Here is a 21,766-nt window from a genome sequence, read left to right on the forward strand (position 1 = left end):
TTCTAGCGCCATATAAGGCGGGCGGCAAGAGAGATTGAGCCCTCTCCGCCGCCCTAACCGCAACGTGCTTTACAGGAGCAACGTCATGGCTGATGCCGCCTATAACAGCGGATCGCACCCCCGTGCGACCGGAAAATGCAACGAAAATTCCAGCGCCTTCATCGCCGCCCTTCTGGCGCCCCTGCCCGAGGGCGAAGAACCGGCGGCAAGCAAGACCTGGCTGCGCCGGCTCGATACCGATGCGCGCATCATGTGGCAAATGGGCATGGAAGAAGTGGAACATGCGCGGGCGCATTGCATTGTGGATGACGAAAGGCTGCGTCGGTTGAAGATTCTGCGCGACAGCGCCAGCTTTGCCGTGCTGGGTGCATGGAATGCCGCGATTGATCGGCAATGCTGCATTCCGGCGCCGGGCATTATGGCCCTACGCTGGAAAAGGCGCCAACTGCGTTTCAGCAAGCTGTCCGATGCTGCCCTTGCCCAGATCGCCGCCGATGAAGCCCGTATGGCCGCAAAGGTGGCCGCATGAACGCGCTGGTGCGGATCGAGGCGGATCGCGTCGTGGCCGATAGCCGCGACGTGGCGGCGGACTTTGGCAAGCAGCATGCGCATGTTTTGCGCGCCATTGATACGAAGATCAAAACCAAGCCGGATCTTGCATCCAATTTTGGATGCAAGATGTTTCAGATCGACGCGGGCAAAGGCGCCCGGCGCTCTGCCCGTTGCTACGATATGGACCGCAAGGGCTTCATGCTTCTGGTAATGGGCTTCTCCGGGAAAAAGGCGCTCGATATTCAAGCGTGCTGGATCGATGCATTTGACCGCATGGAGCAGCAGCTCCAGCGCGCACTGGAAGTCAGCAATGATGAAGGTGAAATTGAGCCTGTCGAAGCGATGGCGTCGCTGCCCGTCGATTTCCGCGACCGCCTCCGTTTTGTCTCCGAAGCTCGCCTACTGGGCGGAAAGGAGGCCGGGCGGCGGGCATGGCGGGTGATGGAATTTCCAGACGTGTTTGTCCCTGAGGCGCTGCTTAAGACCTTTAAGGAAACGCACCGGCTAATCTCGCAGAAGGCGGAAGATGCCGGGATCGCAGATTGGGCCAGAGAGCGGCTTGCAGTGGCAGAGGGATACCGTGCCCGCCTTGGTATATTCTACGCCGATTATGATGATTGGCATAGAACACACCGGGGCGGAGGTGCGCCGGTCAGCATCGTGACCTTTGGTAAGGCGGTAAAGGGGTTGGGCCTGCGAACCTATCGGTCGGATGGGTCCTATTTAGCTGGTTGGATGTTGGCTTAAATTGACTACTTATCGGTTATTAGTGTCTTCGCGTAGTTCGTTCGCAGAATTGCAGCCGCAACAATTGTTCCGGTAATAGTAATGCTCTGGTAGTCTCCAAATCTATCATACAAGCGAAACTGCCAGCCATCTTCGGAGCAAACCTTTGCTTGATCTGCTGATACCTTTAAAACTCGCTCAGGTATTTCAAATGTCAGGTCTTCGGAAATAGTGCATCGTCTATAGGCGCCGCACGACAAAACGGATGTGTCCAATTTGTTTACACGGAGTGAGATTGGATTATCGCCATCCATATAGGCAGCCGTCGAATAATCGCGATGCTCGCCATCATATATGGCACGAACATAAATTTGATAATCTATACTTTTATTTTTACGTGACACAAAACTTCGAATGATAGCATAACTTGAAAATGCATCTTTTGAAGTAAATGGTCCGAACTGCAATTTCAAGGCGGGCTGAAATGGATCGTCTTGAATGTCTACAACTGATGCTATTTCCTCTGGCGTTTTTGACAGCAACTCGCGGTCTTTTTTGGACAGCCCCTTCAAGTCGCATTGGGCGGCAAGTGCTAAGATTAAAGGTGCGAGAATCATAAAGCCCTCCTTATCGGAAGGTATTTTTACATAGTGTACCCAGCCCCGCCAACCGGCGGGGTTTTTTATTGGAGCAAAGCCCTTGGCCGTCAAACCCCTCGTCCTTGTCCTTAGCGGCCAGACCGATAAGCTGAAGGCGGCGCTGCGTTCGGCCCAGACGGACGTTGCCGACACCAGCAAGAGCATCGGCGAGGTGCTGGAAGGCATTCAGGAAAAGGTCCGCAACTCGCTGGCCGATGCAGGCAATAACGCCGGGGAGCAGATCGGGCGCAATATCGCCCGGCAGGTCAAAGAATGGCAACGCGCGGCGGCCAGCGCCACGGCATCCGGCGGTGCTGTTGATCCCTTTGGCGGGCTGACGTCAGCCTCCGTTCTGGAGCGCGCCGCCGCGCAGGATCGTCTGGCCGCATCACTGCGCGAACAGGCCGCCGCCGCCGATAAGGCGGAAGGGTCCAACACGCGCGAGGCGCAGGCGCTGCGCCAAGTCGGCATTTCGGCCGGGATCGCTGCCATGGAGGCCGACCGGGAAGCCGAATCCCTGCGCGTGCAGGCTGGAGTGCTGGCCTCCATGGAGCAGGCGCTTGGCCGTCATACCAATGCCCAGCGGCAGGTTGCGCAGGTCAGCGGTGCCACCCGCAACGCCATGCGCGATCTGAGTTTTCAGGTGTCCGATGTGGCCACCAGCCTGTCAGGCGGGATGCCGCCCATGATGGTTTTCAGCCAGCAGTTTGGCCAGATTGTCGGCGCCTTTCAGATGATGGAGGGCGAAGGCAGCGCGGTCATTAAATTCCTGTCCGGCCCTTGGGGCATGGCTCTTTCCACGGCGGCCGTCGCCATCGTGCCCTTGCTGGGTCATCTCGACATCTTCAATGACAAGGTGGGAGATGCGGCCAAAAAGCTGAAGGATCAGGCCGAAAGCACCAAGATTGCCGATCAGGCGCAGGCCGTGTTTGACGCTACGCTCGACGGTGCCATCGCCAGAGAGAAAAAGCTGGGCGACGAACTGGACCGTCAGCTCAAGACGCGTCGGCAGATCCTACAGCTTCAGGTTGCCAACAATGAGCAAAGCCAAGCTGAACTGGCCAATCAGGTATCCGCCGCCCGCAAAGAGTTGCAGGTCGCACTTGCGGAACAGCAGAAGGCCAACGCCCGGCCCGCCAATGGTGAGGCCGCGCGTGCATCACGGGATTCGGCCATTCAAACGGCTGACAAGCGCGTGGCCGATGCACGAAAGAATTTGTATGATGCCCAGACAGCGGAATTGAATGCCGAAACCGATGTGCGCAAGGCTCGCGGTTTGCAGATTGCGCAGGCTGCAAAGGATGCCGCCACTCCGCAGGGCAAGAAATTGGCCGATCTCGATAAGCGCGCGGATTCGCTGACCGATCGCTTTGGCAAGGGCTTGATCAGCGAGGCTGAATATTCCTCGCAGATGGACGCCATTGAGAAAGCGCGGGATGCCGCCAAGCAGAAGCCCAAGAAAGACACAACGGCCGCACGCGATGCCGAGGCCGAAAAGAAGTCTGATGCGGCTTATGATGATGCCTATGCGCGCAGCCTTACCGAGCTTGCCACAATTGCGCGCCAGAATGTCACCGATCTGGAAGAGCTGGGGCGTCTGGACAAGGCAGCCGTCGATTTCGCGCGCGAGCGTGAGCGCCGGGCAACTGAGGAGCAAGGGCGCCGGGAAAAGTGGAGCCGGGCCGATATCGACGCCTTGCAGTATAAGCAAGGCGAGGTGGCCGAGGCCAAAAAAGCCCAGATCGATGAACGTGCCAAGCGCGATGTTGCAGACCGCTGGATCGAAGTTCAGCGCAATGCCCTTGGCCTCGAAACGCAGCTTTTGCAGGCCCAGTCCGGTTTGGCGCTGACTACGGCTGAGCGGCGCACGCTGGCGCTTCAGATCCTCGAAAATGAGCGCAAGCAGGCGATCCTTGCCGTCGACAAGAAGGTCACCGATGGCCAACTGACCGGCGATCAGGGCATGGCTGAAATCGGCAACATCAACCAGACCTTTGACCTGCGCCGGACGCGGACCGAACAGCAGAACGCCGGGCCGATGGCCACCTATCGGCAGCAGCTGCGCGCATCGACCGCCGATATGAACGCCTCGCTCGAAGGGGTGAAGGTCGATGGCCTGAAGGGGCTGGAAGACGGCCTTGTCGGGCTGGTGTCGGGCACGGAAACCGCCGCCGGCGCATTCAAGCGAATGGCGGCCAGCATCATCGCCGATCTGGCGCGGATTGCCATACAAAGGACGATCCTGTCGGTCATCGGCGTTGGCCTGTCCACCGGGGGCAAGGTTACCGGCCGCGCCTCGGGCGGCCTTCTCGGCTTCGCGCTGGGCGGTCTGCCGGGCTATGCGGGCGGGGTGCGCCTATCGAGCGGGATGATTTCCGGGCCGGGCACGGGCACCAGCGACAGCATCCTTGCGTTGGTCAACGGATCGCGCCCCATCGCGGTTTCAAATGAAGAGGGCATCGTCAACGCGCAGGCGGTGCGTAATTACTGGCCGATGATCGACGCGATGAACAAGGGCACCTTCCCGCGCTTTGCCGATGGCGGCCTGCTCTCGGCCGCAACGCTGTCCTATCCGCGCATCCCCACCGCCAAGTCGCTCGCGCCCATGGGCCAGACGGTCCACCAGTATTTCAACATCGACGCCAGAAACGGCATTCTGGCTAATGAACTGATGGAGACCTTCACGCAAATCTCCGCCCAGCATGCCAGCTCCGCGCTGGCCGCCGCGCCCGGCCTGACGCAACAGCGCATGCAGCAGCGCGCCGAACAAAGGATCTCCTGATGACCGACCCCATCATGTTGCCCCGCAAGCGTGGGGTGAAGGTGGACAAGGTCCACTTTGTCGATTTTGGGGGCCAGTTGAAACCCTTCATGGGCGGCCCGGTGCAGACCCTTCTGCGCCTCGGCTCACGCTTTGCGTTGGAGGTGACCATTCCCCTGATGCGCGCCGAACCCGATGGCCGCATCTGGGCCTCACGCCTGACGCAGGCCAAGATCTTTGGCGCGGCGATGCATTTTCGTCAGGACGGCCTGACCATCGGCCTGCCCGGTTCGCCGGTGGTCGATGGCGCGGGCCAGACCGGCTTTGCCATCGCCCTGCGCGGCCTGCGCCCGTCCTATGCCATCCGCGAAGGGCAGGCTGTTCCCATTGTCACCGCGAATCGCCGCTATCTCTACTTCGCCGCGCAAACCACCGTGGCCGACAGTGATGGCAATGCCACCGTGCCGATCTATCCGATGCTGCGCCGCAGCCCCTTGGACGGCGATGCCTGCGAAATCGCGGCGCCGATCATTCAGGGCAGCATCAGCGGCAACGAATTGGCTTGGGCCCGCCTCGCCGCGCCTTTCCATGATTTCGGCACGATCATCATCGCAGAGGACGAATAAGCCATGTCGCAATTACCGCCCGCCATGTCCGCTGCGCTGGCGGACAATCGGGTGTTGCTGTTCGGCGCGGCACGGATCGCTCTGCCCGATTACACCATCCGCCTTCTCGATGGTTCGGGCGCGCTGATGATCGGTGGCGAACTCTATCAGGGCCGCGATGATGTCTATGGCGTGCTGGATACAATCGAGGGCATCGAGGAGAGCCTGAGCGAGGAAACGCCCACGCTCTCCATCGGCCTGATCCCGGCCACCGATACCGCGCTGGCCGCTCTGGTTGATCCGGCGGTGCAGGGGTCCGAGGTGCAGGTCATGGTGGGCGTGGTGGATCTGTCCACCGGCCAGCCTGTGGCCACGCCTTATCAGGTGTTTGTGGGTGAGCTGGACGTGCCCACGATCACCTGGGGCGAAAATGACCGCCGCCTTGAATATCGCGTCAACAGTGTGGGCGAGCGCTTCTTTCAGATCGAGGAAGGCCGCCGCCTGTCCAGCGCTTTTCATCAAAGCGTATGGCCCGGCGAAAAAGGGCTCGATTACTGCACCGATGTCGAAATCACCCTCGCATGGGGGCAGGCCGTCGATAATTCCGTTGTTTACACCCGGTCGAACCTGCCGGGCTATGCCGAGACGTTCAACCGCACATGACCGAACATTCGTTGATCCTGCGCGCCCGCGCGGCTCAGGCCACGCTGGACGAATGGAAGGTGCGCGCCTTCCGCCTTGGCGAGGCCGATTGCGCCCGCCTCACCGCCTCGCATCTGCGCCGCCTTGGCCATCGTATCAAGCTGCCCCCGGCGCGGTCCTATCGCACGGTTAAATCGGCCGAGGCGGCGCTGGACAAGCTGGGCCTGACCACCATGGCCGACGCGCTCGATGCGCTGGGCTTTGAACGCATCGCCCCCGCCGCCGCGCTGGTGGGCGATATTATCCAGATGCCCGGCGATCCCGATGGCGTGGCGGCATCGGACCGTCTGGCGGCGTTGACCGTGGCCTTGGGCAATGGGCGCGTGGTGGGCTGGCACCCCGACGCGCCGGGCGGGGCCGTGGTGATGCAGCCGCTGGATATGGTGATGGCATGGCGCGTTGAACCGAAAGGGGCGGCCAAGTGAAAGTGCTGAAGGTCGCGGCTATCGTGGTCACGGCGGCGGTATTGGTGGCCACGGGCGTGGGCATCGCGGCCGGGGCAATGGTGGCCGGTGGCGGGCTTAGCGCCGCCTTCAGTGCAGGCGTCGCCATGACGCTGGGCGCTGGCGGTCTGGGCCTTTCCAGCGGTCTGGCCATGTCGATCGCGCTGACATCGGCGGCAATCGCGGCCAGTACCGCCTTGGAGGCCCTCTATCCAAAGCCCAGTACCGGGGGCAGCCAGACCAAATGGAAGGCCGACCCCTATGCGGGCATCCCCTATGTGATGGGCCGGACGCTGGTGGCGGGCAATATCGTGGCCAAGCTGCTGCGCGGCTCGGCCAATGAGTTTCTGGGCATGGCCACGGTGCTCTCGCTGGGCCCGATCCATGGCTATGAAGCCAGCTTCATGAACAAGACCACGATGACGTGGATGGTGCGCGATCCGCTCAATTCCGTGGGCATGGCCGAGGCATCGAACGGGTTTCGCGGCTATATCTGGGAACAGCGGACGCTGGGCCTCTGCCCTGAAACCTATGCGCCCGGCTGGTCCGATGGCTTCACCGGGTGGAACAATGACAACAAGCTGTCCGGCCTCGCCTCGGTCTTCAACATCTTCTGCTATAATTCCAAGGCGTCCGACACGCTCACCAGCGTTCCCACGCCCGGTTGGCTGGTCAATGGCGTGCTGGTCTATGATCCGCGTTTGGACAGCACCTATCCGGGCGGTTCGGGTTCCTGCCGCGCGCTGGATGAATCGACCTATGTTTACAGCGAGAACCCCCACCTTCACGCGCTGACCTGGTGCCTAGGTCGGTGGCAAAACGGGGTGCGCGTGGCGGGCCTTGGCGCGCCGATCAACCGCATCAACGTGGCCAGCTTTGTCGAGGGCGCGAACCTTGATGATGCGCGCGGGTGGAAGTTGGGCGGACAGGTTTACACCCGGCCTGATACGCAGTGGAACAGCCTGAAGGCGATGCTTCAGGCTGGCGGTGCACGGCCATCTCTGGCGGGTGGCATCATCACCGCGATCAACCGCGCGCCCCGTGTCTCGCTGGCCACGATCACCCATGCCGACATCATCGGCAAATGCACCTTTTCGGGCACGCAAAAGCGGAAAACTCGGATCAACGGCATCATCCCGCAATACCGGTCCGAAGCGCATGATTGGGAAATGGTCAGCGCCAAGCTGGTGCAGGTGGCCGCCTATGTCACCGCCGATGGCGGCGAGCGGACCAAGGAAATCAGCTATCCGCTGGTGCAGGATGTGCATCAGGTGGCGCAGCTGGCCGCCTATGACATCTGCGATGCGCGCGAGGCGGGGCCGGGCTCGATCCCGCTCAAACCGGCATGGATGAATTACGCCATCGGCGATTGCGTAACGTTTCAGCCGGAGCCGGGATGGTCGATCAAATGCCTGATCACCGGGCGCCATATCGACCCGTCCAACGGCTCGATCACCTATACCGTGCAGGGCGAAACCGATGGCAAGCACGCCTTTGCCCTGGGAGAGACGGGCGTGGCGCCGCCGATTGCCAGCCTGACCTATGACGATCCTCTGGCCGCGCCCGGTGCGGATTGGGCGCTGGCAGGAACCACGCTGACGGCGACGGACGGCACAACCGTCCCGGCGCTGGTGCTGACCGGCGATGTCAGCAACACCACGGCCGAGGCGGTGGTGGTCGAATATCGGCTCTATGTCTCGACGGCGGGCGATGATGACAACTGGATTTCGGCCAGCATCGACGCGCCCACGATCACCCGCAAGGAAATCACCCAGGTCACCAGCGGCACCGACTATCAGGTCAGCGTCCGCTATCGCTCACGCGGGCGGCTGGGCGCGCGCTCGATCTATGGCCCGGTCACAGCGGGCGCGCTGGCGGTCAATGGCGGCACGGTGTTGCCCGGCACCATCGACACGCCCCAGCTTGCCATCGGATCGGTCACCGATTCCGTGCGCGTCCTGCCCGCCACCAGCTTTTACGGAACCGGCGGCTGGGTCACGGTGGCCACGCTCAATGTCGTTCTCGATACCGATGCGCAGGTCGATATTCAGGCCAACGCCGAACAGGGCTTCAGCTCGGGCAGCCGCGACTGGGGTTTCCGCGTCAAGGTCGATGGCACAATCGTCAAGGAATATGCCTTTGGCGGCAGCCGTACCGCCCTGACCGAAATCCTGACCATCCTGCGTACCGGCCTCGATCTGCTGGCCGGAACCCGCGTGATCACGCTGGAGCATGCAGGGACCGACAGCACGGTGGTCATCCGATCTATCGACATGACAGCCACAAGGAGGAGCGCATGATGTTTGCCATAGGCCGACCCGGCGAAATGCCGCGGTGCTGGATCGAGGCGCGGCGGCGCGAACAGGCTGAGGCCCAGCTGCTGCCCGATGAAGTGCTGTCCGACGATGTGGCGATGGGCGAGGACGGGCGCCCGGTGCCTGCCGCCCTGCCCGCAAACTGAGGAACCGAACATGAGCATCTTTTTCGAACGCGGCATTGTCGCGTGGCGGCGTGTGCCCTTTGGCGGCGCGAGCGGCGATGCCGATATCGTGGTGCTGGGCCTCGACTGGTCGGATGCCACCTATGCCATGCAGATCCGCGCGGCGCCGGGCGATACGGGTGATCCGCTGGTGTCGCTGGCCAATGCCGCCGCCGGATCGCAGGGGATCAGCGCCGCCTATGATGCGGACTATGTCCACCCGATCACCGGGGCGACGGTGGGCGCCACCACCATCCGGCCGCAGATCGATGAAACGACGATGGAGGGCTTGCCGGTCAATCCCGATGACCCGGCCAGCCCGATTTATCTGTGGTGGGACATGCATGTGACGGCGGCAGGATTGCCCAAAGCCGTCTTTTGTCAGGGCAAATTTACTGTTGATCCGGGGGTTACGATCTGATGGCCGTCTTTGTCGATGCAACCAACGCTCAGCCGACCGTGCTGGCGATCAGCGAGAACACCGCAGAAGCCACCCGGCAGGCGGGTCTGGCCATGGCCCGCGCCATGGCGGCGCAAACGGCGCAAACGGGTGCAGAGACGGCGCGCGATGCCGCCTCCGCCAGCGCGACGGCGGCCGACAGCAGCAAGACCGCCGCGCAGACCGCACGCACCGGTGCAGAGACGGCGCGCGATGCTGCCTCTGCCAGCGCGACGGCGGCCGACAGCAGCAAGACCGCAGCGCAGACCGCGCGCACCGGCGCGGAAACGGCGCGCGATGCCGCCTCTGCCAGCGCGACCTCGGCCGACACCAGCAAGACCGCCGCGCAGACCGCGCGCACGGGTTCTGAAACCGCGCGTGATGCCGCCGCCGCCAGCGCGACAGCGGCAGATGCCAGCAAGACCACGGCGCAGGCTGCGCTGACCTCGGTGCAGGCTATCCAGTCCACTCTGCCCTTCCCCTATCGCGCCACACGGGCGGCGGCGCAGGCGGACAGCACGCTGGCCAATGGCGCTTGGTATGTTTCGGACGAAACCGGCGTGCTGAAAATGTACAGCAAGACCAGTTCCTCCGCGTCTGTCGATAGAGGGGCGGTTTCCACACCGGGTTATACCGACCGCCTGAAGCCGCGCACCGTGATTCCTACGCAGGATCGCGGTGCGGATGGCAGTGGAGCGGGAACGACTACGTCTATGGCGGCGGACCAAGCCGGTTTCTTGGCCTCGGTGAATGAGATTGTAGCTTCGCGCAACAATCTGCCGACCGGCATCAATGACCTTTTCCAGTTCCAAAACGGTATGGAGCTGGATCCCGGCATTTATGATGCTGGCGACTTCACCATGGCTGACTGCAAGCTGTGGATGAAGGCACGTATTCCGGGCACTGTGTTCATTCGTATCCCGGCAGGCAAGTACTTCCTGACTGTCACCGGGCAGGTGATGGGCATGTATGTCGACGGCATCGTATTCATGGGCGGTAAGGGAGCACTCAAGTTCACCCGGACCAGTACCAACGCCTGCCAGAATATGCGGATCACGAATTGCTATCTTGCCAATTACACCGAATGCGGGATCGGCAATTCCAGTGCTGATATGCCCTTCCTAAAAGTCGATAATACCCAGCTTGGCGGCAGTGGTGCAATCTGTGGTATCGCATGGGGTGGGTATGTTGATCAGTTGGCCATCAAAGATTGCGCCATTGGTGGTAATGACTACGGCGTCGCCATAGGTCCGCGCCTGTCGGCCAATTATAATCTCGATACGATTGACTTCATTGGCAATCGCAAGGCTGATATTTGGCTTAAGCCGAACATTGACGGTGGCTCCGGTCTTTCTTCGGTGGCTGGATGGGGTGCAGGCATCAAACGAATTAAATACGGAAATGAGCTTCAGACCAGCGGAAGCCCGTACCCGCGCATTCTAATCGCCAATGAGGACACGTCCGATTCCACCAAATGGCGTGGCAGCTATCCGCCGCTGACCTCGGGCGCTGGATCTGACGCCGGATTCCTGATCCTGCCCACAATCATGCATAACCATATCAACCAGATCAGCCCTTGGTATGGTCCGTTCATCCGTTCCTATATTTCCAACCTTCAATATGGCTTGATGGAGAACAACAAGTTCAACGGCGGCACCAATACATATTTCATTGAGTTTCCGAACGGGCGGACTGCGAATTACACCAACAGCAACAGCCATTTCATCTTCCGTGAAGGTGACGGCTCTGTGCCGACTGCATTTTCCACGCATGTTATTGGGCGGATGGAAGATCACGCATCGTTCTGGCCGGGCGACCCCAGCGCCATTCCGGTTTATCCCGTCAGCGACAATCCCAATCTGAAGGTGATCGGCAACGGGCTTGGTCCGTCGCTGCGAACGATTTACGGCACCGGAACGACCACCGCCGTGGCCGATCCCTATGGCGGTATGGATTTCGAGATTGTCACCGCAACCAACACGAACAGCGGCGCGGGCAAATACATCAGCCTTGACGGCACCAACCTTGCGTCTGGCGGGATGATCTTTGTCGAGATCGCTTTGCAGCAGGCCCCGACCCATAGCGTTTCGCGCGTGCTGATCGAGCTGGTGAACTATTCGTCGCCATCGGTTTGGGCATTTCAGCGCTATATCCCGTTGCCCGCTAATCTTGGCCGCTTCCTGCTGCCTATCTATGTGCCCCCGAATGCCAATCCGGGGAGCTGGCAGTTGAAATGCTATTCCGTGAGTGCCGATGTGGTTTCGGGCACCACGGACCAGTTCATCATCGGCGATATGATCGTGAACAGCGGCGGCGGCCGGATCGGGCGCGACAAGGCTCTGACGCGGTGGCCGGTGGCTCCGCGCAATCAGACGATGCTTGGCGGTGCGCAGTCCACATGGCCTACCGGATGGTCGCAGGCCAACCTCAATGGGCTGGCGGGTCTGACCACAACCATCAACAGCGTGGGTGTGGATGCGGATGGCGATTATATCGAAGTGGCGGTTTCCGGCACGACAAGCGCATCGGGTGGATGGGCTGTCTATCTGGAGCCGACCCGCGCCCTCAATGTTGTCAACGGCCAGCATTGGCAATGGTACAACAAGATCAAGCTGGTTTCCGGGAGCCTCAGCACCGCCTTCAGCGGGAGCGGCACGGATAGCACAACCGGCCAGATGCTGATGCAATGGGAAACGCATGATTCCAGCGATACGGTTGTCGGGACTACATTGAAAACCGCATTCACCCCGACCGGCACGATTGCCAATTTCGGCCATGCCAAATGGAACGGCTTCAATGGTGCCACCGCTTGGGTCCGCCCATATTTGAGCATGACCTTCCCGAACAGCACGGCGGTTTCCTTTGTCTTGCGGATCTACCAGCCGATGATCCGGAGGCTGGCATAATCCACCACCCGTAAAATCGAGCCTTCAATTTTTGCGCCGCCTTTGGGCGGTTTTTTTGTGTCCAGGGGGACCGCGCTCAATGGCTGAAATACCGCAAATTCCTGCCGAATATGTCTGGACCGGCGCCGGTGGCGTGCTGGGGCGCCTGATGTTTCATGCCCGCGAGGTCCAGCGCGGGCGGCGCAAGCCATGGTCGGGCGCCCTGCTCTACGATGTGCCGATCGCGCTGGGCATGGGGTGGAGCGCCTATGGCGCCTGCGTCTGGGCCCATCTGGCCATCCAGCCCTCGGTCACCGCCGCCATCCTCGCCAGTTACCTCGGGCCCTACACGCTCGACCGCATGATCGGCCGGGTTGCCGACAGATACCTTGGGGGAAAATCCGCATGAACTGGATCAAGCGCAAGTGGGCCGAGGTTTCGACCAAGGCCGGGACGGTCATCATCGCCGTTGCGGGCTATCTGGCCGAGGTGGCGCCGCAATATGCCGGGTTTGACCGGCGCATCGCCTATGCCGGGATCGCGGCCGGGGCGGTGCTGGTGGCGATCCGTGAGAAGGTCAAGACCGATGGCCAGTAAGCTTCTGACTGAATGCGCATGGCTGGTGCTTTACGTCGGCCTCAATGTCGCGGGTGGTTATGCTATTCGCTGGGTGAAAGGGCGCGTCAATGGCCAGTAAGCCAGCCACCGCGCGCAAGGGTCCGCGTAAACCGATTATCATCACGGCGGCCATGGCCTCGATCCTGATGGGCGTTTACGCGCATGAGGGCGGCTATGTGAACAACAAGCTGGATCGCGGCGGGGCAACGCGCTGGGGCGTGACGGAAAAGGTCGCGCGCCAGTGGGGCTATCTGGGCGATATGCGCAGCTTTCCCAAGCATTGCAGCGCGGCCGAGCCGGTGTGTGCCGATCAGATCTATGCGGGCAGCTATATGGCCGATCCGGGCGCGCTGGCCATCATCGACCTTTCGCCCGCGATCACGGCCGAGCTGGTGGATACCGGCGTCAACATGGGGTCGCAGCGACCATTGCCGTGGTTTCGTGAGGGACTGAACGCGCTGGGCGGCTTTCGCTTGCCGGTGACTTCGGCGCGGCTTGGCTCGGCCGATGTGCGCGCACTGGCTGGGCTGCGCGCTCGCAAGGGTGGGCTTTGGACCTGTGTGGCCATGCTCGATTACCTCGATGCGCGGCAGCGCCAGCGGTACGACGCCATCGTGCGGAATAACCCCAGCCAGCAAGTGTTTTACCAGGGCTGGATCAGCCTGAGGATCGGGAATGTGGACCGGCGTGAATGCCGGAAGGAGGCGATATGATCAACATTTTGAGGCGGACAGTGGGTATTGACAGGGGTGTGATAGAAGGGATCGACATCAGGGATAATGCATTTCCTAATGTATCTGCTGCCGATGATAAATTCGTCGAGGCCCTGCGGCTCATTGCGGAATTGGTCAACGATCTTGACGATCTCTTAGGCGGTGAGCGCGCGGCCTATCGTATCGCAAGTTCCGCCTCGGCAGTGCGTGATGCGCGGGAATTTCTTGCCGCGCATAATGAGCTTCTGAAGTGATGCCCATCACCACCATCTGGGCCGCCATCAAGGCATTCGGCATCTGGCAGCGTATCGCCGCCGGGCTGAAATGGCTGTTTGCCAGCCCGGTGCGCCTCTGCCTCATTCTGGCGATTACTATGGCGGCGGTGGCCTATGCCGAGCATCGCAGCGCGGCGACATGGCGCCAGCGCACTATCAATGTCGTGGCCCAGCTCAGGCGCGAACGCGCCGCCGCGACTGCCGCCAAGCTGGCCTATGAGGCCAAATCCCGAAAGGATGCCGACCATGCTGACACGAATCACGCCGCGCTTTCCGCTGGCGGCGCTGGCCGCTTTACCGATTATGCTGCTGGCCACTGGGTGCCACAAAACGCCCCCGCCCATCGCCCCGCCGGTTCCCAAAACCTCGACCCCGCAATTCCTGAAAACCCCACCACCGACGCCATCATGGCGGAAATCTCCCGCGTCTGGATCACCCGCTCGGACTGGCTGACCTGCGATGCGGATTGGGCCTATGCGCAGGCCGCGCATGATTGGGCCAAGGTACGGGATGATAATCAGCCCTAGTCGCTGGAAATCCACCGATCAAAATGTTCATTATCCGCAAGATGCCGCATGACACCGTTCAAAAACATGAACCTGTTCCAACCATTGCAGCCGGGCGTCAGGCGGCATCGGCACCGGCGATTGACCAGCGAATAATCCCGGCCGACCTTCTCGGCCAGCGTGGTCATGTCATCGCGGGTAAAGGGGCGGAACACTTTGCAGTCCATGCAAAACACCTGAATGACCGCCTCTTCGTCGATCATTGCGCCCAAGGTCAGAGCCCATGTCGGTATGGTTTTAGTCATGCCCAAACGTGAACGAACGTGGAACATATGGCAACGATTCTTGTGAGAATGGGGCGCGCAAATTGAATGGTGCCCCGGCATCGCAGGGCGCCAAAAACCACTAAAAAGGTTAGACATGTCCCCGCGCGACTCGCAGGGCCGCATAGGCAAGCTTTTTCGGGTTAGGCAAACGAAGCTATTGTTTGAAAACGCTTGTTGTTTTCCTGCCGGGCCCACCATGATAACTGGCGCAAGCTGTATAAATTGCAGTTTTCCCCTTGCGCTAAATGCCCAGCAATTCTAGGGGCGTGGCGGTGTCGGGGAGTAGCGCAGCCTGGTAGCGCATCTGCTTTGGGAGCAGGTTTCATTTGACCCTCCTAAGGCGCGGTTTTCCGCCATTTTCTGAAACACTGGTGTCAATCACTTCGGGACTATTCCGGGACTGCTGAGCATTCTCCATGGTTGCGAGCAAATCTGCGTCCGTCACATGGGCATAACGCGCGGTCGTTTCGATGCGCGTGTGGCCGAGCAGTTTCTGGGCGGCCTTGAGGTTTCCGCTGTCGCGTACAAGGCGCGTGGCGGTCGTGTGGCGCAGATCGTGGAAGCGGAAATCCTTGATGCCCGAATCTGCCAGCGCCCGCCGCCATTGCCTGTCCCAGCCCTGCGCGCTGTAAGGGTAGCGTTCGCCCTTGAGCCGTCCCACGCGGTCACCACGGCGCGGCGAGGCGCGCTTGCAAACATAGGTGAATACGTGAGCCCCTGCGCGCGGGCGGTTGGCCAGAATTTCGAGCATCCGCTGCGTCAGGGGAAAGGTGTGCCACACGCCGCCCTTGGTATAGACCGAGGCCGTGCCGCGCTTGAAATCCACCTTGGACCAGATCAGCGTCACCAACGCATTCTTGCGCGCGCCGGACAGCAGGGCGAACTCGACCAGATCGGCCAGGTCGTTGTCGCTCTCGCGCAGCGTCTTGAACAGCGCGGCCTCTTCTTCCTCGCTGGCCTCGCGCACCCGCTCTTCGCTCTCGCGCAGCTTGTGCTTGGTCCACTCGATTTCGCCCACCCGATAACGGGCTGACAGGAAGCGGATCACTCGCTTGAGCAATTCGACTTCGCGGTTGACGGTCGCGCTCGACACCGGAGGCGGGGGCGGCAGAGACTTAGCCCCCTTCCCGCGCGGCTTCTTGGCGCCGCGATTCTTCACCCGCTCAGACCGGCGCACCGCAACAAACCGGCTAAGGGTCAGGTCGTCGATTTCATGGATCGGCATCCGGCCGCCGATGAGTCGGATCAGGTTGCCAAGCTGGTATTCGGTGGTCTTGGCCGCCTTGTCGAACTGCCCCTTGTCGCCCCAATAGAGGCCCGCGCCCTCGTCCAGAGTGATCGACGGCTTCTCGCGCTTGCCTGAGGCAATCTCGGTGCGCAGGTCGCGCTCGAAGCGTTCCGCGTCACGCTTGGCCGCGCAATGGGTTGAGCCATGATAGCGAACGCCCTTCATCTGGAAGTCGTAATGGTAATAGGGGCTGTTCTTTGGCCGATAGAGCGACATGGATCAGACCTTCTTGCGCTGGGTGAACGGGACAACCTTCCCGCTGGGCGTTGCGCTGATGGAGCGGCGGCGCGTCTTGCCTTGCGGCTTCACTTCGACAGGCGGCGTCTCGACGCGAACGCGGGCCTCAACATACTCCGCAAGATCGTCCTCACGATAGGCGATCTTGCGGGCGGTAATGGCCACATAGCGGATGCGACCGTGCTGGCGCAGATCGCGCAATGACCTGGGCGACATGCGCAGGCGGCTTGCTGCTTCTTCCTCGGTAAGCAAAATGTTCAAGCCGCCCTCCCCATTTGCAAAACCTCGATCTCTGCGCGCAGGCGCTTGATGATCCGCCGCTCATGCCCGTCACGCGTCAGGATCGGTTCTTCGCCCAGCGCCAGCGCGCGGCGCTCGATGTTCTTCATTCCCATCCGGCAAACCGTGAGGCTCTTTTCATGGCCCCGAAATCGGGTGTCGCTGTGGGTTCCGGCAATCTTGGCCGCCTCAACCTCGCTCACAAGGCGGTCGAACTCGGCATAGAAAAGCCCATGCCATTCGCGCAGGAGAGCGATGCTGTTGCAGGCTGCGATGGCGGTGGGGGTGATGCTGTAGGGTGTCATAATCTCAACCGGGCGGCTTGTTGGGCGCGCCCGGCTCCCTTGGGGTGATGGGTTAGGCAAGCGGCGTCTTGAACTCGCTCACTTGAGCAAAGCCGCCCGCTTGGCGGCGACAGCATCCGTCAGACCGCCCCAAACATCATTGGGCAGCGCTTCCTTGTTGCGGTCCATATCGGCTTCAACCGCGCGCAGATCGGCGGGCTTCGCGGCGGCCTCGATGCGCTCGAAAGTGGTTTCCAGCCAACCGGCATAAGCGGGCGCTTCGTCGGCGTCGTCATGCTGGTCGCCTTGCGGTTCGTCGGTTCGACTATCAGCAGCGGCCGGACTATCCTCGCCCAGCGCCCCGTCATTGGCTGGCTGCGCTTCGATAGTCTCCCCCTTGGCCTGCTCGATCAGCATGGCGCCGGTCAGGGGAGATTGGACTTCCACCGATGCCGCCCCAGCCATGGACTGATAATCGCGCGCCTCTTCCGCAATATGGAGCCCTTTCAGAACATCGGAAAAGCCATCGCGCATTGCCCATGCGCGGGCGCGCATCTGGCGCATCCGCTGGGGGTATTGCGACCACGGCCCAGACTTGCCGGACAGGCCAGCTTTCTTGGCATCCTCCTGGCTGAAAGTTCGCACAATCGGCGTGGTCCGACCTTTGCGGACAAGGCGGCAGGTTGCCACATTACCATCGTCAAACTCTTCCATATCCTCCAGCAGGCCGGATGCCTGAACCAGCGCCAGCGCACCATCACCCCAGAGCGATGGGTTATTGCCAATCACGGCAATGGATTGAAGGGCGGCAAATGGCGTCAGGCCGACTTCGGCACCGGCCATGATGCCGACCATGATCTTGTTCTGGTCATTGCCATAGGCTTTGGGCGTCATACCCGAAGCAGCCAGCGCGCCCGACAGGCGCCACGCTTCTTCCATGGTCTGGGGCACGAAGGCTGCGAGTTTACCGCCGCTGGAGACAGCCACCTTTGCCGGGGCCTTGGGTTGTTCGGTGGTGACAAGCTGGGTGGCCATTGGGGTTTCCTTCAAGCTGCGGCCGCAAAGGCCATTTCTTCGGGGTTCAGATCGTCGATGCGCATCCGCGCCCAGATCGGCAGGCCGACTTGCTTGGGATCGTCGGCATAACCGGGCCATTTCCCGGTTTGCAGGCAGCGGTCGAACAGGTTGATGGCGCGGCGGTTCAGCACACGCCCGCGCTCGATATCCTCGCCGGGAAGCTCGTAGAGAGCGACACAGTGCGGCGCGTCACGCTCGACTACCACATGCACCCAATGGGTCGGATAGTGGCCGTAAACCGCCTTGATGCCGTCCATGTAGAACGCTGCGCTCTGGTGATAGCCGAAGTTATCAATGGCGCGCTCAAAGCCCTTGGGGCTGGCGTTGCTCTCAGCCACGAATTTCAGGTCGGAGACGACCATCACCGCCCGCTTGGTCAAGATACTGTGGGGGCGGAAATCGGGCCGCGCGCGAAGCCACACGCCGGTCTGCGGATCTTGCCAAGCCAGCGTTTCCTCGGTCACGCCGTTGGTCAGCGTGGCCACGGCCAGATCATTCTTGCGGATCGCGGCGGCAACCTGCTTGACCGTTTCGGCCTGGTCGAAAGACAGCACCACCATGCCGCTTTCCTGCGCGGCATCGGCTTCGGCAATTTCCAAGGCAAACTTCTTGCTGGCGGCGCGCGTGAAGCCCTCTGGGGTCACATGGTAAAACTCGTTCCAGCGCTCCGGCAGCAGGATCATATCATGCGCGGCCTTGCCGAAATTGAAGTGCGCCTTCTGCACCTCGACGCGCGCCGGGTTCATCGGGCTTGCGTGCCAGAAGTGAAACGGCGACTTGGTGAGCAGCATCTTCGCGCCGCTCGATGAAAGCGAGGGGCCGGGCAGAAGATCGGGGTTGCCGTGGTAATCCTCGGCGGGAATGTCGGGATAAGCGCCGGGGGCGGTGATGAGAGGCATAGCTCTATCCTCGAAAGGGTTTGCCGGTGGCCTGTGGATGGCAGAGCCACCGGCGTTCGGGCTTGGATCAGGTGCCCGAAATCAGTTGGGGGTGACGAGCCAGAGCCCGGCAATCGTGCCAAACAGCACGCCGACAATGAGCAGACCGGCGACCATTTCGGCGGGCGTCTGGCTCATGAACAGCGCATAGGCGGCGCGCAGGTCGTCACGCATCGATGTGGTCGTGCCTTTGGCGGGCAAGGAAGGCCTCGCCGGGCAGGTAGTCGATGCCGAAAATGCGCAGGCGCCTGGACACCTGGCGCAAATGGTCGGTCGCCTCGGAAAGCTGGCGCTGCATTGCGGCGATCTTATTGCCGGCCATCATGGCGGCCATGAAAAAGCCAAAGGTTGCCCCGCCAGCGATCAGCCCAAAGGTGGTGAGGATGCTCATGCAGCCCACTCCCGTTCAAGCTGGGCGCGGCGGGCGGCGGGCATGGCGGCAAGGTGCGCCTGCGCATCGACCATAGCGGCATCCAGTTCGGCCTCATAGGCGTCGATCAGGCCCAGCAGCGCGGGCTTGGTCAAAGCCCAAAGTTGCTCCTCATAATCGCCGTTGAAAGCGGACCAGCCCACCAGACCGGCGCCGTCCAGCGCCCAGCCGCGATAGGTCGGCGCGTTATAGGCGCTGCCCTCGATGTGAGGCAGCGTGAAAGCATGGTGCTTGCCCATCATGCCACCTCCAGATTGACGAAGCGGTTGCGGTGAAAGGCGACCTTCCAGCGGCGCAGGATCAGCGGGATTTCCATCGCATCGACGGCGGCGGCGATCTCCTGGGTGAACTCGCGGAACTCGTCGTTGCTCAGCCAATCGGCCAGCGAGGCCGCGCGGATGACGGCGATCTGGCTTTCCATCACGCGGCCTCCGCTTCGATGCAGTTGGCATGGTCGATCAGGTCAAAGCAGCCCTCGGCGCTGTCCTCAAAGCCCTGCAAAAGGCCCCTCGCCTCGTCGGCAAAGGCGGTGTCGTTCAAGCCGTCTGCGAGGCGAACGAGGTTTTCAAGGTTTTGGCGGGCAGCGCGCAGGTAGTGATCGAACACCAGGCCGGTTGCGATCAGCGGAACCTGTGCGGGAAAATGGGTGTGGGCGTTCATAGGTGAAACCTCCATCGAGGCGGCGAGGTCTGCGCTGGTGGCTCACTCGCTGCTGATGGAAAAATGCTACGTTTTTCGTAGTTTCAAGTCAATACGTTTTTCGTAGCGCCATGAAGAAAATTCCTGCTACACCCGCCATACGAAAAGGGCCCCGCGCGGGGGCCTTGGAGAAACGGTGATGCGGAAGATCATGGAGCCGATCTGGGCGTGGCTGCTGCGGGCGGCCCCGACCTATGCGCTGCAATATGCGCTCAATGGGCGCGCAGGCGTGAACGCGCGGCTTTTGCTGCCGGGGGAGGCACTGGACCTGCGGGTAGAGGGCGTGTGCTGGGTGACGGTGAATGAGGATTAGCAGTGGTATCGGTCAGCTATGAACGCGTTGAAGTATCGCCCCGGCGATCCAGCGGCTAGGAGGCCTTGCCAAATTTCTAGCGGCACCCCGCAATAATCATAGCTATGACCCTGAGGAAACCAGATCGTGAGCCGACCTGTTGCCTCATCGTACTCGGCGCGCTTGATGGCTGATGAATTGAAGTACGGCATTTACCCCCCGGCATCCGATCGATTCCCCAATAGCATAGCATACTTACGGACAAAAACCCCGCCGAGCAGGGCTGGGCGGGGCACAGATCATTGGATTCAAATTAGTCCACAACCGGAACATTTGAACTAACAAATGATATTTCTCTCGTAAACGTATCACCAAGAACAGTCACAGTAGCAACAATTGACAGACCCGCATGAACCTTTATTGATCCAAATTCAGCCAAAATATTTCCGTTCTGGATAATACCTCTTTCGCCAGGGTCCATAGGTATAGTCAAAAGTGGAGGAAGCGCGGGCAAATCTGAAACAGACTTATTCGATTTTGCGGTAATTTCGATAGTCGCCTCAACCGGCTCATCCGATATGTAGCGAATTATGGCGCCAACTGTGAACGACTTTACGTAACCGGAATCCCCTTCGATGATAGCTTGGGTTCCGTGCAACCCCATTAAGCTCAAACGCCCCCCCAGCTCATGGCGAACGTCATCACAGAAAAAGATAAATACTTCAGGCTTTTCCATTTTCGATTGCCCTGAACAGTTCATTTGGCTCGACAGACAAAGACGAAGACAGCAATTTGAGCTTCTCATAGCTCAACTCGCGAGTGCCCCGCTCATACTCTGAAACAGCAGCTTGTGATGTTCCCAAAAGAACCCCGAGCTGCGTCTGCGACAGGCCGCTGCGTATACGGAGTGAACGAAGGGTTTCTCCACCGGCGGACCGAGCAAACGCTTCAGCCAACTCCAAGCTGACATCTTCAAGATGCTCAGCCACGTCTGGGAGGCTCAGGACCTCATCTAGAAACGAATCCAGATCCTGCCGACTATCAAGCGATGCAACACCGTTCCACTTCAGAACATACATGACTCGATTGTCGGGAGATCTGACATAATCCCCGCCCCGAGCCTGACCAGCCCTAACCGTAACCGGATAGCCGCTTGAATCAGCGATGCGTGAAAATGTGTTCATTGAATTCTCTTTCAATTCTCGCCCAAAGGACGGGGTCATTCTCATAATCTGCAGAACGCGGCATAATCGAAAAAAGACCAATGCGAGCGGTCCTTTGATCATGCACCCAAATCAAGCGCCATTGAGAGTGATGGACAAGCTTTACGCGATAAGCATCTATCCGCTTGCTCTGCAAACTTACCAGAGCCATGACATCTTTAACAACGCCATCGGAATAATCCTCATCGATCATACATTCCAAAAATGCAGCATCGTCCTTTAGCTCGCGTATCATCAAAGCCAGAGTCGCAGCTGCTCTCGCATCCGCCTCTCGACATGCGTGAAAGTCGGCAATCGCCCCTTGGGTAATCAGGAACTGATAGTCGACCGCCACTCGCACCACCCTTATAC

The 21,766-nt window shown here is 60.7% G+C and carries 33 protein-coding genes; 16 read left to right on the forward strand and 17 right to left on the reverse strand.

Annotated features, from left to right (window positions below):
• Nucleotides 1-85 precede the first annotated feature (85 nt).
• Both FHW96_RS01180 and FHW96_RS01185 read left to right on the forward strand, forming a co-directional pair.
• Nucleotides 86-529, forward strand: a complete 444-nt coding sequence (locus FHW96_RS01180; RefSeq protein ID WP_172338725.1) for a hypothetical protein — start codon at nucleotides 86-88, stop codon at nucleotides 527-529.
• Nucleotides 526-1,299: a Rha family transcriptional regulator gene (locus FHW96_RS01185; RefSeq protein ID WP_172338726.1), complete on the forward strand. Its 774-nt coding sequence runs from the start codon at nucleotides 526-528 to the stop codon at nucleotides 1,297-1,299. The genes FHW96_RS01180 and FHW96_RS01185 overlap by 4 nt, the downstream gene beginning before the upstream one ends.
• A 5-nt stretch (nucleotides 1,300-1,304) precedes the next feature.
• Here FHW96_RS01185 and FHW96_RS01190 read toward each other — a convergent pair whose 3' ends face one another.
• On the reverse strand, nucleotides 1,305-1,988 hold the full coding sequence (locus tag FHW96_RS01190) for a hypothetical protein (protein WP_172338727.1): 684 nt from the start codon (nucleotides 1,986-1,988) through the stop codon (nucleotides 1,305-1,307).
• On the opposite strand from FHW96_RS01190, the gene FHW96_RS01195 reads away from it, so the two are divergent.
• From FHW96_RS01195 to FHW96_RS01225, 7 genes are read left to right on the forward strand one after another with little or no spacing between them, the layout of a single operon-like run.
• Entirely contained in the window at nucleotides 1,978-4,698 is a 2,721-nt protein-coding gene (locus tag FHW96_RS01195) for a phage tail length tape measure family protein (RefSeq protein WP_172338728.1), read from the forward strand. The genes FHW96_RS01190 and FHW96_RS01195 overlap by 11 nt on opposite strands.
• Nucleotides 4,698-5,303 (forward strand): hypothetical protein, encoded by a 606-nt coding sequence (locus FHW96_RS01200; protein ID WP_172338729.1) that lies wholly within the window; start codon nucleotides 4,698-4,700, stop codon nucleotides 5,301-5,303. The genes FHW96_RS01195 and FHW96_RS01200 overlap by 1 nt, the downstream gene beginning before the upstream one ends.
• A gap of 3 nt (nucleotides 5,304-5,306) precedes the next feature.
• Nucleotides 5,307-5,945 carry a hypothetical protein gene (locus FHW96_RS01205; RefSeq protein WP_172338730.1) on the forward strand — a complete coding sequence of 213 codons (639 nt, stop codon included), beginning with the start codon at nucleotides 5,307-5,309 and terminating at the stop codon, nucleotides 5,943-5,945.
• Entirely contained in the window at nucleotides 5,942-6,409 is a 468-nt protein-coding gene (locus tag FHW96_RS01210) for a hypothetical protein (protein ID WP_172338731.1), read from the forward strand. The genes FHW96_RS01205 and FHW96_RS01210 overlap by 4 nt, the downstream gene beginning before the upstream one ends.
• On the forward strand, nucleotides 6,406-8,727 hold the full coding sequence (locus FHW96_RS01215) for a hypothetical protein (RefSeq protein WP_172338732.1): 2,322 nt from the start codon (nucleotides 6,406-6,408) through the stop codon (nucleotides 8,725-8,727). Before FHW96_RS01210 ends, FHW96_RS01215 begins: the two co-directional genes overlap by 4 nt.
• Complete coding sequence (locus tag FHW96_RS01220) at nucleotides 8,724-8,888, forward strand: hypothetical protein (protein WP_172338733.1); 165 nt, start codon at nucleotides 8,724-8,726, stop codon at nucleotides 8,886-8,888. Before FHW96_RS01215 ends, FHW96_RS01220 begins: the two co-directional genes overlap by 4 nt.
• 10 nt (nucleotides 8,889-8,898) lie before the next feature.
• Nucleotides 8,899-9,327 (forward strand): hypothetical protein, encoded by a 429-nt coding sequence (locus tag FHW96_RS01225; RefSeq protein WP_172338734.1) that lies wholly within the window; start codon nucleotides 8,899-8,901, stop codon nucleotides 9,325-9,327.
• Between the two features lie 28 nt (nucleotides 9,328-9,355).
• On the opposite strand, the gene FHW96_RS01230 is transcribed toward FHW96_RS01225, so the two are convergent.
• Nucleotides 9,356-9,814 carry a hypothetical protein gene (locus FHW96_RS01230; RefSeq protein ID WP_172338735.1) on the reverse strand — a complete coding sequence of 153 codons (459 nt, stop codon included), beginning with the start codon at nucleotides 9,812-9,814 and terminating at the stop codon, nucleotides 9,356-9,358.
• Here FHW96_RS01230 and FHW96_RS01235 point away from each other — a divergent pair.
• From FHW96_RS01235 to FHW96_RS01260, 6 genes are all read left to right on the forward strand, one after another.
• On the forward strand, nucleotides 9,795-12,251 hold the full coding sequence (locus tag FHW96_RS01235; protein WP_172338736.1) for a hypothetical protein: 2,457 nt from the start codon (nucleotides 9,795-9,797) through the stop codon (nucleotides 12,249-12,251). The two genes, FHW96_RS01230 and FHW96_RS01235, sit on opposite strands and share 20 nt — an antisense overlap.
• A gap of 79 nt (nucleotides 12,252-12,330) precedes the next feature.
• The gene (locus tag FHW96_RS01240; protein ID WP_172338737.1) at nucleotides 12,331-12,639 is read left to right on the forward strand and encodes a phage holin family protein; all 309 of its coding nucleotides are present in this window, start codon (nucleotides 12,331-12,333) and stop codon (nucleotides 12,637-12,639) included.
• Nucleotides 12,636-12,827, forward strand: a complete 192-nt coding sequence (locus FHW96_RS01245; RefSeq protein ID WP_172338738.1) for a hypothetical protein — start codon at nucleotides 12,636-12,638, stop codon at nucleotides 12,825-12,827. The genes FHW96_RS01240 and FHW96_RS01245 overlap by 4 nt, the downstream gene beginning before the upstream one ends.
• An 89-nt stretch (nucleotides 12,828-12,916) precedes the next feature.
• Nucleotides 12,917-13,561, forward strand: a complete 645-nt coding sequence (locus FHW96_RS01250) for a glycosyl hydrolase 108 family protein (RefSeq protein ID WP_172338739.1) — start codon at nucleotides 12,917-12,919, stop codon at nucleotides 13,559-13,561.
• Nucleotides 13,558-13,815, forward strand: a complete 258-nt coding sequence (locus tag FHW96_RS01255) for a hypothetical protein (protein WP_172338740.1) — start codon at nucleotides 13,558-13,560, stop codon at nucleotides 13,813-13,815. The genes FHW96_RS01250 and FHW96_RS01255 overlap by 4 nt, the downstream gene beginning before the upstream one ends.
• Nucleotides 13,815-14,363, forward strand: coding sequence for a hypothetical protein (locus FHW96_RS01260; RefSeq protein WP_172338741.1), 549 nt, complete (start codon nucleotides 13,815-13,817; stop codon nucleotides 14,361-14,363). Before FHW96_RS01255 ends, FHW96_RS01260 begins: the two co-directional genes overlap by 1 nt.
• On the opposite strand, the gene FHW96_RS01265 is transcribed toward FHW96_RS01260, so the two are convergent.
• The 11 genes from FHW96_RS01265 to FHW96_RS01310 all read right to left on the reverse strand — a co-directional run bounded on the left by FHW96_RS01265 (nucleotide 14,360) and on the right by FHW96_RS01310 (nucleotide 19,861).
• Nucleotides 14,360-14,647, reverse strand: a complete 288-nt coding sequence (locus tag FHW96_RS01265; RefSeq protein WP_172338742.1) for a hypothetical protein — start codon at nucleotides 14,645-14,647, stop codon at nucleotides 14,360-14,362. The genes FHW96_RS01260 and FHW96_RS01265 overlap by 4 nt on opposite strands.
• 343 nt (nucleotides 14,648-14,990) lie before the next feature.
• Complete coding sequence (locus FHW96_RS01270; RefSeq protein ID WP_172338743.1) at nucleotides 14,991-16,172, reverse strand: site-specific integrase; 1,182 nt, start codon at nucleotides 16,170-16,172, stop codon at nucleotides 14,991-14,993.
• Between the two features lie 3 nt (nucleotides 16,173-16,175).
• Nucleotides 16,176-16,454, reverse strand: a complete 279-nt coding sequence (locus tag FHW96_RS01275) for a helix-turn-helix domain-containing protein (protein WP_172338744.1) — start codon at nucleotides 16,452-16,454, stop codon at nucleotides 16,176-16,178.
• A complete protein-coding gene (locus FHW96_RS01280; RefSeq protein ID WP_172338745.1) occupies nucleotides 16,451-16,777 on the reverse strand; it encodes a hypothetical protein in 327 nt (108 codons plus the stop codon). The genes FHW96_RS01275 and FHW96_RS01280 overlap by 4 nt, the downstream gene beginning before the upstream one ends.
• Before the next feature lie 78 nt (nucleotides 16,778-16,855).
• A complete protein-coding gene (locus tag FHW96_RS01285) occupies nucleotides 16,856-17,791 on the reverse strand; it encodes a hypothetical protein (protein WP_172338746.1) in 936 nt (311 codons plus the stop codon).
• Nucleotides 17,792-17,802: 11 nt separating this feature from the next.
• Nucleotides 17,803-18,732, reverse strand: a complete 930-nt coding sequence (locus tag FHW96_RS01290) for a PD-(D/E)XK nuclease-like domain-containing protein (RefSeq protein WP_172338747.1) — start codon at nucleotides 18,730-18,732, stop codon at nucleotides 17,803-17,805.
• Nucleotides 18,733-18,813: 81 nt separating this feature from the next.
• Nucleotides 18,814-18,945: a hypothetical protein gene (locus FHW96_RS26455; protein WP_256432790.1), complete on the reverse strand. Its 132-nt coding sequence runs from the start codon at nucleotides 18,943-18,945 to the stop codon at nucleotides 18,814-18,816.
• Nucleotides 18,938-19,162 carry a hypothetical protein gene (locus FHW96_RS01295; protein ID WP_172338748.1) on the reverse strand — a complete coding sequence of 75 codons (225 nt, stop codon included), beginning with the start codon at nucleotides 19,160-19,162 and terminating at the stop codon, nucleotides 18,938-18,940. Before FHW96_RS01295 ends, FHW96_RS26455 begins: the two co-directional genes overlap by 8 nt.
• Nucleotides 19,159-19,443 carry a hypothetical protein gene (locus tag FHW96_RS01300; RefSeq protein ID WP_172338749.1) on the reverse strand — a complete coding sequence of 95 codons (285 nt, stop codon included), beginning with the start codon at nucleotides 19,441-19,443 and terminating at the stop codon, nucleotides 19,159-19,161. Before FHW96_RS01300 ends, FHW96_RS01295 begins: the two co-directional genes overlap by 4 nt.
• Entirely contained in the window at nucleotides 19,440-19,622 is a 183-nt protein-coding gene (locus tag FHW96_RS01305; protein WP_172338750.1) for a hypothetical protein, read from the reverse strand. Before FHW96_RS01305 ends, FHW96_RS01300 begins: the two co-directional genes overlap by 4 nt.
• Entirely contained in the window at nucleotides 19,622-19,861 is a 240-nt protein-coding gene (locus FHW96_RS01310; protein ID WP_172338751.1) for a hypothetical protein, read from the reverse strand. Before FHW96_RS01310 ends, FHW96_RS01305 begins: the two co-directional genes overlap by 1 nt.
• Nucleotides 19,862-20,039: 178 nt before the next feature.
• Here FHW96_RS01310 and FHW96_RS01315 point away from each other — a divergent pair, with 178 nt between their 5' ends.
• A complete protein-coding gene (locus tag FHW96_RS01315) occupies nucleotides 20,040-20,213 on the forward strand; it encodes a hypothetical protein (protein WP_172338752.1) in 174 nt (57 codons plus the stop codon).
• On the opposite strand, the gene FHW96_RS26620 is transcribed toward FHW96_RS01315, so the two are convergent.
• The 4 genes from FHW96_RS26620 to FHW96_RS01335 all read right to left on the reverse strand — a co-directional run bounded on the left by FHW96_RS26620 (nucleotide 20,210) and on the right by FHW96_RS01335 (nucleotide 21,749).
• Entirely contained in the window at nucleotides 20,210-20,404 is a 195-nt protein-coding gene (locus FHW96_RS26620; protein WP_172338753.1) for a KTSC domain-containing protein, read from the reverse strand. The genes FHW96_RS01315 and FHW96_RS26620 overlap by 4 nt on opposite strands.
• 101 nt (nucleotides 20,405-20,505) lie before the next feature.
• Nucleotides 20,506-20,928, reverse strand: a complete 423-nt coding sequence (locus FHW96_RS01325; RefSeq protein WP_172338754.1) for a hypothetical protein — start codon at nucleotides 20,926-20,928, stop codon at nucleotides 20,506-20,508.
• On the reverse strand, nucleotides 20,915-21,376 hold the full coding sequence (locus FHW96_RS01330) for a helix-turn-helix transcriptional regulator (RefSeq protein ID WP_172338755.1): 462 nt from the start codon (nucleotides 21,374-21,376) through the stop codon (nucleotides 20,915-20,917). The genes FHW96_RS01325 and FHW96_RS01330 overlap by 14 nt, the downstream gene beginning before the upstream one ends.
• Nucleotides 21,351-21,749, reverse strand: coding sequence for a hypothetical protein (locus FHW96_RS01335; protein ID WP_172338756.1), 399 nt, complete (start codon nucleotides 21,747-21,749; stop codon nucleotides 21,351-21,353). The genes FHW96_RS01330 and FHW96_RS01335 overlap by 26 nt, the downstream gene beginning before the upstream one ends.
• Nucleotides 21,750-21,766 lie beyond the last annotated feature (17 nt).

The sequence above is a fragment of the Novosphingobium sp. SG751A genome, assembly GCF_013149295.1.
In the GTDB taxonomy this organism is placed as follows: domain Bacteria; phylum Pseudomonadota; class Alphaproteobacteria; order Sphingomonadales; family Sphingomonadaceae; genus Novosphingobium.

Excerpts from the sequence above, each read along its gene's own strand:
- FHW96_RS01290 (WP_172338747.1), bottom strand. The coding sequence starts at position 18,732 with ATGCCTCTCATCACCGCCCCCGGCGCTTATCCCGACATTCCCGCCGAG.
- FHW96_RS01240 (WP_172338737.1), top strand. The coding sequence starts at position 12,331 with ATGGCTGAAATACCGCAAATTCCTGCCGAATATGTCTGGACCGGCGCC.
- FHW96_RS01265 (WP_172338742.1), bottom strand. The coding sequence starts at position 14,647 with ATGACTAAAACCATACCGACATGGGCTCTGACCTTGGGCGCAATGATC.
- FHW96_RS01185 (WP_172338726.1), top strand. The coding sequence starts at position 526 with ATGAACGCGCTGGTGCGGATCGAGGCGGATCGCGTCGTGGCCGATAGC.
- FHW96_RS01305 (WP_172338750.1), bottom strand. The coding sequence starts at position 19,622 with ATGGAAAGCCAGATCGCCGTCATCCGCGCGGCCTCGCTGGCCGATTGG.
- FHW96_RS01300 (WP_172338749.1), bottom strand. The coding sequence starts at position 19,443 with ATGATGGGCAAGCACCATGCTTTCACGCTGCCTCACATCGAGGGCAGC.
- FHW96_RS01255 (WP_172338740.1), top strand. The coding sequence starts at position 13,558 with ATGATCAACATTTTGAGGCGGACAGTGGGTATTGACAGGGGTGTGATA.
- FHW96_RS26620 (WP_172338753.1), bottom strand. The coding sequence starts at position 20,404 with ATGCCGTACTTCAATTCATCAGCCATCAAGCGCGCCGAGTACGATGAG.
- FHW96_RS01325 (WP_172338754.1), bottom strand. The coding sequence starts at position 20,928 with ATGGAAAAGCCTGAAGTATTTATCTTTTTCTGTGATGACGTTCGCCAT.
- FHW96_RS01245 (WP_172338738.1), top strand. The coding sequence starts at position 12,636 with ATGAACTGGATCAAGCGCAAGTGGGCCGAGGTTTCGACCAAGGCCGGG.
- FHW96_RS01310 (WP_172338751.1), bottom strand. The coding sequence starts at position 19,861 with ATGAACGCCCACACCCATTTTCCCGCACAGGTTCCGCTGATCGCAACC.
- FHW96_RS01205 (WP_172338730.1), top strand. The coding sequence starts at position 5,307 with ATGTCGCAATTACCGCCCGCCATGTCCGCTGCGCTGGCGGACAATCGG.
- FHW96_RS01280 (WP_172338745.1), bottom strand. The coding sequence starts at position 16,777 with ATGACACCCTACAGCATCACCCCCACCGCCATCGCAGCCTGCAACAGC.
- FHW96_RS26455 (WP_256432790.1), bottom strand. The coding sequence starts at position 18,945 with ATGCGTGACGACCTGCGCGCCGCCTATGCGCTGTTCATGAGCCAGACG.
- FHW96_RS01250 (WP_172338739.1), top strand. The coding sequence starts at position 12,917 with ATGGCCAGTAAGCCAGCCACCGCGCGCAAGGGTCCGCGTAAACCGATT.
- FHW96_RS01330 (WP_172338755.1), bottom strand. The coding sequence starts at position 21,376 with ATGAACACATTTTCACGCATCGCTGATTCAAGCGGCTATCCGGTTACG.
- FHW96_RS01270 (WP_172338743.1), bottom strand. The coding sequence starts at position 16,172 with ATGTCGCTCTATCGGCCAAAGAACAGCCCCTATTACCATTACGACTTC.
- FHW96_RS01200 (WP_172338729.1), top strand. The coding sequence starts at position 4,698 with ATGACCGACCCCATCATGTTGCCCCGCAAGCGTGGGGTGAAGGTGGAC.
- FHW96_RS01225 (WP_172338734.1), top strand. The coding sequence starts at position 8,899 with ATGAGCATCTTTTTCGAACGCGGCATTGTCGCGTGGCGGCGTGTGCCC.
- FHW96_RS01220 (WP_172338733.1), top strand. The coding sequence starts at position 8,724 with ATGATGTTTGCCATAGGCCGACCCGGCGAAATGCCGCGGTGCTGGATC.
- FHW96_RS01315 (WP_172338752.1), top strand. The coding sequence starts at position 20,040 with ATGCGGAAGATCATGGAGCCGATCTGGGCGTGGCTGCTGCGGGCGGCC.
- FHW96_RS01260 (WP_172338741.1), top strand. The coding sequence starts at position 13,815 with ATGCCCATCACCACCATCTGGGCCGCCATCAAGGCATTCGGCATCTGG.
- FHW96_RS01285 (WP_172338746.1), bottom strand. The coding sequence starts at position 17,791 with ATGGCCACCCAGCTTGTCACCACCGAACAACCCAAGGCCCCGGCAAAG.
- FHW96_RS01210 (WP_172338731.1), top strand. The coding sequence starts at position 5,942 with ATGACCGAACATTCGTTGATCCTGCGCGCCCGCGCGGCTCAGGCCACG.
- FHW96_RS01180 (WP_172338725.1), top strand. The coding sequence starts at position 86 with ATGGCTGATGCCGCCTATAACAGCGGATCGCACCCCCGTGCGACCGGA.
- FHW96_RS01295 (WP_172338748.1), bottom strand. The coding sequence starts at position 19,162 with ATGAGCATCCTCACCACCTTTGGGCTGATCGCTGGCGGGGCAACCTTT.